General features: G+C 67.3%; 7 protein-coding genes. 2 read left to right on the top strand and 5 right to left on the bottom strand.

Translation table 11 applies throughout. From position 1 onward, the window contains the following. Positions 1-335 precede the first annotated feature (335 nt). The 3 genes from ACFYXH_RS20710 to thyX form a co-directional block, all read right to left on the bottom strand. A complete protein-coding gene (locus tag ACFYXH_RS20710; RefSeq protein WP_327326433.1) occupies positions 336-2021 on the bottom strand; it encodes a ribonuclease J in 1686 nt (561 codons plus the stop codon). Between the two features lie 132 nt (positions 2022-2153). After that, the gene (dapA, locus tag ACFYXH_RS20705) at positions 2154-3053 is read right to left on the bottom strand and encodes a 4-hydroxy-tetrahydrodipicolinate synthase (protein WP_389564731.1); all 900 of its coding nucleotides are present in this window, start codon (positions 3051-3053) and stop codon (positions 2154-2156) included. Positions 3054-3243: 190 nt separating this feature from the next. After that, positions 3244-3984 carry an FAD-dependent thymidylate synthase gene (gene thyX, locus ACFYXH_RS20700; RefSeq protein WP_327326431.1) on the bottom strand — a complete coding sequence of 247 codons (741 nt, stop codon included), beginning with the start codon at positions 3982-3984 and terminating at the stop codon, positions 3244-3246. Positions 3985-4148: 164 nt separating this feature from the next. Between thyX and ACFYXH_RS20695 the strand changes: the two genes are divergently transcribed. After that, complete coding sequence (locus tag ACFYXH_RS20695; RefSeq protein ID WP_389564727.1) at positions 4149-4388, top strand: hypothetical protein; 240 nt, start codon at positions 4149-4151, stop codon at positions 4386-4388. Between the two features lie 95 nt (positions 4389-4483). Further along, positions 4484-5041, top strand: a complete 558-nt coding sequence (locus ACFYXH_RS20690) for a hypothetical protein (protein WP_389564724.1) — start codon at positions 4484-4486, stop codon at positions 5039-5041. A gap of 80 nt (positions 5042-5121) precedes the next feature. On the opposite strand, the gene ACFYXH_RS20685 is transcribed toward ACFYXH_RS20690, so the two are convergent. Then, positions 5122-5601, bottom strand: coding sequence for a hypothetical protein (locus tag ACFYXH_RS20685; protein WP_389564721.1), 480 nt, complete (start codon positions 5599-5601; stop codon positions 5122-5124). Between the two features lie 5 nt (positions 5602-5606). Continuing rightward, positions 5607-6359 carry a 4-hydroxy-tetrahydrodipicolinate reductase gene (dapB, locus tag ACFYXH_RS20680; RefSeq protein WP_389564718.1) on the bottom strand — a complete coding sequence of 251 codons (753 nt, stop codon included), beginning with the start codon at positions 6357-6359 and terminating at the stop codon, positions 5607-5609. Position 6360: the final 1 nt, after the last annotated feature.

Genomic DNA, 6360 nt, shown 5'->3' with positions numbered 1-6360 from the left:
CTGTTGAGTTCTCAAGGAACGGACGCTTCCTTTGTACTCACCCGCAGAACATTGTCTGAGGCTTTCCTCCGGGCGCTTCCCTTCGTGTTTCCAACCTTACCAGATCCTTTTCCCGTTCCGTTTCCGGTTCGGAATTCGTTTCCAGTGGCCGTTGGGAGCCTTTTGCCTTTCGGCTGATCCGACTTTATCAGAGATTCTGAGTCGGAATTCCCGACCAGTTCGGGGACTGCAACCGAGCGCACAAGTGCGTTTGGTTCCCGTTCAGGTGGAGACGTAAACGTACTGGAGCGGGGCGCCCCGATGCAAATCGAGGGCCCCGCCCCGTGGTTGACGCGTCAGACCTCGACGACGACAGGGAGGATCATCGGGCGCCGGCGGTAGGTGTCGGAGACCCACTTGCCCACCGAGCGGCGGACGAGTTGCTGCAGCTGGTGGGGTTCTACGACGCCGTCCTGTGCGGACTTGTTGAGCGCCTCTTCGATCTTGGGCACGACGCCGCTGAACACCGAGTCGTCAATACCGGAGCCCCGGGCCTGGATGTGCGGGCCGCCGACGATCTTGCCGGAGGTGCTGTCGACCACGATGAAGACCGAGATGATGCCCTCGTCTCCCAGAATGCGGCGGTCCTTCAGGGAGGCCTCGGTGACATCGCCGACCGAGAGGCCGTCGACATACACATAGCCCGCCTGGACCTTGCCGACGATCTTGGCCTTGCCGTCGACGAGGTCGACGACGACGCCGTCCTCGGCGATGACGATGCGGTCCTTCGGCACACCCGTCAGTGCGCCGAGTTCGGCATTGGCCCGGAGGTGGCGCCATTCGCCGTGGACCGGCATCAGGTTCTTCGGCTTGCAGATGTTGTAGAAGTACAGGAGCTCGCCGGCCGAAGCGTGGCCCGAGACATGGACCTTGGCGTTGCCCTTGTGGACGACGTCCGCACCCCACCTGGTCAAGCCGTTGATCACGCGGTAGACCGCGTTCTCGTTACCCGGGATGAGGGACGACGCCAGGATCACCGTGTCGCCGGGGACGATGCGGATCTGGTGATCGCGGTTGGCCATCCGGGAGAGCGCCGCCATCGGCTCGCCCTGAGAGCCCGTGCAGACGAGTACGACCTCGTCGTCCGGAAGGTCGTCGAGCGTCTTGACGTCGACGACGAGGCCGGCCGGAACCTTCAGATATCCCAGGTCACGGGCGATGCCCATGTTGCGGACCATGGAGCGCCCGACGAATGCCACGCGGCGTCCGTACTCGTGGGCCGCGTCGAGGATCTGCTGGATGCGGTGGACGTGGCTGGCGAAGCTCGCCACGATGATCCGCTTCTGGGCGTTCGCGAACACCGTCCGCAGGACGTTGGAGATGTCCCGCTCGGGCGGGACGAAGCCCGGGACCTCGGCGTTGGTGGAGTCCGAGAGCAGCAGGTCGATGCCCTCTTCGCCCAGCTTGGCGAAGGTCGGGAGGTCCGTGAGGCGGCGGTCCAGCGGGAGCTGGTCCATCTTGAAGTCGCCGGTGTGGACCACCATGCCCGCAGGAGTGCGGATGGCGACTGCCAGCGCGTCCGGGATGGAGTGGTTGACCGCGACGAACTCGCAGTCGAACGGGCCGATGCGCTCGCGGTGGCCCTCCGTCACCTCGAGGGTGTACGGGCGGATGCGGTGCTCCTGGAGCTTCGCCTCGATCAGGGCCAGGGTCAGCTTGGAGCCGATCAGCGGGATGTCGGGCTTCAGCCGGAGCAGGAACGGGACGCCGCCGATGTGGTCCTCGTGGCCGTGCGTGAGCACGATGCCCTCGACGTCGTCGAGACGGTCCCGGATGGTGGTGAAGTCCGGCAGGATCAGGTCGATACCGGGCTGCTCCTCCTCGGGGAAGAGGACGCCGCAGTCGACGATCAGCAGCCGGCCGTCGTACTCGAAGACCGTCATATTGCGGCCGATCTCGCCGAGGCCGCCGAGCGGGGTGACACGCAGGCCGCCCTTGGGCAGCTTCGGCGGGGCGCCGAGTTCAGGATGCGGATGACTCAAAAGACTCTCCTCACCACGCACGCCACGTACCGCTGAGGCACGTGGCGTACATGACATTCGTGCACTTGCTGTTGTCTTGGGTCCGACCGTTTCGGTCGGGTTTCTCTGCGTATTCAGTTGTGAAGTCTGTGTTTAGAGCTGTACCCCACCGGCAGCGAGGTCGATCTTGAGCTGCGCGGTTTCCTCTGGGGAGAGCTCCACCAGGGGGAGCCGGAGCGGTCCGGCCGGGAGGCCCTGGAGGGCCAGTGCCGCCTTGGTGGTGATGACGCCCTGCGTACGGAACATGCCCGTGAACACCGGAAGCAGCTGCTGGTGGATCTCGGTGGCCTTCTGGACGTCACCGGTGAGGTGGGCGTCGATGAGGGCGCGGAGCTCCGGGGTGACGACATGGCCGACGACGGAGACGAAGCCGATTGCGCCGACCGAGAGCAGCGGGAGGTTGAGCATGTCGTCGCCGGAGTACCAGGCGAGACCGCTGCGGGCGATGGCCCAGCTGGCGCGGCCCAGGTCACCCTTGGCGTCCTTGTTGGCGACAATACGCGGGTGCTCGGCGAGGCGCACGAGAGTTTCGGTGTCGATCGGGACGCCGCTGCGGCCAGGGATGTCGTAGAGCATCACGGGCAGTTCCGTGGCATCCGCGATGGCCGAGAAGTGCCGGAACAGGCCCTCCTGCGGGGGCTTGTTGTAGTACGGCGTCACAGCCAGCAGGCCGTGCGCGCCGGAGCGTTCGGCGGTGCGGGCGAGCTCGATGCTGTGGCGGGTGTCGTTGGTGCCGATGCCGGCCACGACATGGGCCCGGTCTCCGACCGCTTCCAGTACAGCCCTTACGAGCTGGTCTTTCTCCGCGTCGCTGGTGGTCGGCGACTCACCGGTGGTGCCGTTGATGATCAGGCCGTCGTTGCCTGCGTCCACCAGATGGGTGGCCAGTCGCTGAGCGCCGGCGAGGTCGAGTGCGCCGTCCGCCGTGAAGGGCGTGACCATAGCGGTGAGGACCCGCCCGAACGGGGTCTGCGGAGTGGAGATCGGAGCCATGGGTAACACGCTACTCGCTGCTCAGTACGCAGTGTCCCCTCGGGGGGACGTGACGTACAACCTGACAAGCGGAGCCCGGCACTGCCTGCTCGGGGGTTCAAGCAGTGCCGGGTCCGTTTGATCAGCCTAGATGAAGTTCTCGAAACGCCGCAATCCGGACACTTCATCGGACTGGCCGTACATCTGTGCCCTACGGAGCGACGCGGCCGTTGGCGTTGAAGGCTGCGTAGGTGAGCGGCATGAGCTTCGCCCAGTGCGCTTCCATCTTCTCGCCGACCATCTCGATCTCCCGCTGCGGGAAGGACGGGACCGCTGCCAGCTCGTGCTGGGTGCGGAGGCCGAGGAAGTGCATCAGTGAGCGGGCGTTGCAGGTGGCGTACATGGAGGAGAACAGGCCCACCGGGAGGACGGCACGGGCGACCTCGCGGGCAACGCCCGCGGCCAGCATCTCCTGGTACGTCTCGTACGACCGGCGGTACGAGTCCTCCATGGACTCGGTCACGATCTTCTGCTGCTCCGACGTGCCTTCGACGAAGACGTACTTGCCGGGGCGGCCCTCCTGGACCAGCTTGCGGTCCGCGCCCGGGACGTAGAAGACCGGCTGCAGCTCGCGGTAGCGGCCGGACTCCTCGTTGTACGACCAGCCGACACGGTGCCGCATGAACTCACGGAAGACGAAGATCGGGGCGCTGATGAAGAAGGTCATCGAGTTGTGCTCGAAGGGGCTGCCGTGGCGGTCCCGCATCAGGAAGTTGATGAGTCCCTTGGAGCGCTCCGGGTCCCTCTGGAGCTCCTCCAGAGACTGCTCGCCCGCCGTGGAGACTCGGGCGGCCCACAGCACGTCGGAGTCGCCGGCGGTGTGCTTCACCAGTTCAACGGTGACATCGCTGCGGAAACTGGGCGTGGCGGTCTCGGCGGGGGTGTCGGTCACCGACAGGGTCCTTCCAACGTCTTCGCTCGGGCGGCGCCCACTCTAGACCACCTTGCGCATCGACAATCTTCAGCTATTTCGGCGAAATCGGGCACCGATGTGGCCTTCCGCTCGTCTGTACCGACAGCAGTGTTCCGTCATAAACAGTCAAGGAGAGTTCCCTGATGTTCCGCCGGCGAGAGGCCGTCCCTTTCGCGTTCGTCGCCGAGGCCGATCGCTTCCGCAGTAACGTCGCTCCCCCGCCCCGCGAACGCCCCAGCGTCTCGCAGCTCGCCGGCCGTACGCTGATCGGGCTGACCATCGCCTGTGGCCTGGTCGGCTCGCTGCTCTTCGGGCTTCCCTCGCTGGAAACCGGCCGGGCGGCGGGGCATTCGCAGCAGTCCCAGGCGTCCGACAGCCGCTGACTCGTACGGCCCCCCTGGAGTGGTCGGTCAGAGGCGTCCTCGGTAGCCTCACCAGGCACAGCCCAATCGAGTGTGCTGGTGAGTGAGGATCAGTCGTGCCCCTGCCCTTTCTGACAGCCGACCGCGCATTTGGCACAGACGCCGAGAACGCCGACGATGTCGCGCTGCCCTTCGACGATCACGACCACTGGCGGCGTCCGTACCGTCCGGGCCCCTGGCGGGTCGCGGCGGCGGCTTTGTTGCTGCTGCTCGCCTCGTTCGTGCTCATCGCGGCGATGATCATCGCGTTCGCGGTTGCGCTGCCGGGAGCAGGACTGTGCCTGGGCGTGGGGCTCGCGCTGGTCGCCGCCGCACTGCGGCTGCTGCGCGCGGGTGTCTGGGTCAGTCGGCACGGGGTGCGGCGCGTGGGATTCCTTTCGACCACCACGGTGCCGTGGAACCGCGCTTCCGCGGTGCGCACCGTGCAGCAGCCGGTGCGCTGGCTCGGGCTGCCGCGCACCGTGCAGGGCCAGGCGCTCGTCGTTGTACGACAGGGCGCCGAGCCGCTGCCGCTGCTCACCGACCACAACGCGGACTTCCTGTCGCGCGCCGAGGCGTTTGACCGGGCGGCGGACACGGTCGAGGCGTGGGGGGCGGAGTACCGCCGCGCCTGACCGGGGGCGGTGAGTCCGGGAGCCTTTCGGGGCTACGCCCCGGAACCCGCTTCGGGGCTCCGCCCCCGGACCCCCGCTCCTCAATCGCCGGAGAGGCTTGATGTGGAGGGGCTTGTCGTGGCCGGGCGATCGTGCAGCGCGATCGCCCTTTGCATCGCCTTGCGGGCGCGCGGGGTGTCACGGGCATCGTGGTAGGCGACGGCGAGTCGGAACCAGCTGCGCCAGTCGTCCGGTGAATCCTCGGTCTCGGCGCGGCGCTTGGCGAACACGGCGTCCGCGGAGTCCCGGTCGATACGGCCGCCGGGCGTGTGCCTCGACTCATCTGCTGGCAGGCCGCCTTCGGCCTCCAGCTCACGGGCCAGCCGATGGGCATTGCGCGCGAAGCGCGTGTTGTGCCAGAGGAACCAGACGCCGATGCACGGCAGCAGGAAGGCCACCGCGCCCATCCCCATGGCGGCCGGCTCACCGGTCAGCATGAGCAGCACCCCCTCCAGCGCCACCACGCCGAAGACGATGACCAGCACCGTGGCGAGGAAGAAGTACGTGATCTTTCCGCCCATGGCCGTCAGCCGAGGTCGAGGAAGTTTTCCAGGCCGAAGGTGAGGCCTGGAGTGGACACCACACGGCGGACGCCGAGCAGGATGCCCGGCATGAAGCTGCTGTGATGCAGGGAATCGTGCCGGATGGTCAGCGTCTCGCCCTCGCCGCCGAGCAGGACTTCCTGGTGGGCGAGGAGTCCGCGCAGCCGGATGGCGTGCACGGGGACGCCGTCGACGTCCGCGCCGCGGGCGCCGTCCAGCGCGGTGACGGTCGCGTCGGGCTGCGGTGGGCAGCCCGCCTCGGCGCGGGCCGCCGCGATGAGCTGGGCGGTGCGGGTGGCGGTGCCGCTGGGGGCGTCGGCCTTGTTCGGGTGGTGCAGCTCGACGACCTCGACGGACTCGAAGTAACGCGCCGCCTGCTGCGCGAACTTCATGGTGAGGACCGCTCCGATGGAGAAGTTCGGCGCGATGAGCACGCCGGTCCTTGGCGATGCGGCGAGCGAGGTGTTCAGCTGCGCGAGGCGTTCGTCGGTCCAGCCTGTGGTGCCGACCACCGCGTGAATGCCGTGGCGTACGCAGAAGTCGAGATTGCCCATCACCGAGGCCGGCGTGGTCAGTTCGACCACGACCTGGGCGTCGGAATCCACCAGGGCTTCCAGTTTGTCGCCCCGGCCGAGTGCCGCGACCAGTTCCATGTCGTCGGCGGCCTCGACGGCTCGTACCGCTTCCGAGCCGATACGGCCCTTGGCGCCGAGAACGGCCACGCGCAGCTTGCTCATT

It is taken from the genome of Streptomyces sp. NPDC002730, from assembly GCF_042888805.1.
In the GTDB taxonomy this organism is placed as follows: domain Bacteria; phylum Actinomycetota; class Actinomycetes; order Streptomycetales; family Streptomycetaceae; genus Streptomyces.
The sequence above is the reverse complement of the archived record's forward strand: the minus strand, read 5'-3'. Positions and strand labels throughout refer to the sequence as shown.